Raw genomic sequence first — 939 nt, 5'->3', positions numbered from 1 at the left:
AAATTTTAACAATCTGGTAGAAGCACAGCTCAAAGCCAGGCAAAATTTCATTATACCTTTATGGCATCCCCAGTATCTTCACCATATGTTTGATATTTTTCCATTGGAAGAGCCAAAGGGTTTATTACGGGGTAAAGATCTGGCAACCCCAATACTATTAAAACAAGCGGCAACTTTTTTTTCTGAAAATGATCTGGATATATTATCGTCGATTAGAATTGGTAACGATGCTGTATCCTATATAGAGTATTCATTTTATAAATATAAACTAAGTGCCAAAGAAGCTGCTAAACGTTGGATTCAGCAGAATTACGGTTCTGTCGAAAGCTATATCTGCATGCTAGAAGGAAATGTATAAAAAGATGGATAGGATATATTAATGAGTGTACTAGACTTTAATGATAGGATCTTATAAATCAAAGGTGAAATATAAGTTTGCTTTAAATTTTCTGGCTATTATCTCCTTCAATAGAATTACATGACGTTTGAGGCCTCGCTTAGAATTGACTAAATAGTGTAAATGTTCTTCAGAAAAGTCTTTTTTTTTCTTGTAATTCAGTGGGCAGATATATACCTTAATTTGGGGCTAATATACAGATTTTTAGCGTCTGAATAGTATAATTTTGTGATAAATAAATATCCTTTTTTATTCAAAATAAAAAAATAAATAAATGAAGAGTTTTGTTATAATATTAATTTTTTCTGTTGGTTTGATCAGTTGTGATCGTAAAGATGATACTTTATCAAATGAACAGATACAAAAAAAGACACAGTTGGAGTTGTTTGCCGAAGTCTCTGCACCAGTTGGCAACATAGCATATAAGAATTCAGGAGAGCTTGTTTTCAGTAATCATCCATTCTTTAATCCACAAATAAGGGTTATGCAATATGATACTTCCACAAAACAAACATCCCCTTTTCCAAATTTAGATTGGAATA

The 939-nt window shown here is 31.5% G+C and carries 1 protein-coding gene and 1 pseudogene; both read left to right on the top strand.

Annotated elements, in window-relative coordinates:
• The coding region (locus LC419_RS23425) for a glycine betaine ABC transporter substrate-binding protein (RefSeq protein WP_223609620.1) at nt 1-358 on the top strand (358 nt) is incomplete at its 5' end.
• Between the two features lie 313 nt (nt 359-671).
• Nucleotides 672-939, top strand: a pseudogene (locus LC419_RS23420) (hypothetical protein); the annotation flags it as partial.

The organism is Chryseobacterium sp. OSA05B (genome assembly GCF_019970065.1).
Taxonomy (GTDB): domain Bacteria; phylum Bacteroidota; class Bacteroidia; order Flavobacteriales; family Weeksellaceae; genus Chryseobacterium.
This window is presented reverse-complemented; position numbering and strand designations above follow the sequence as displayed.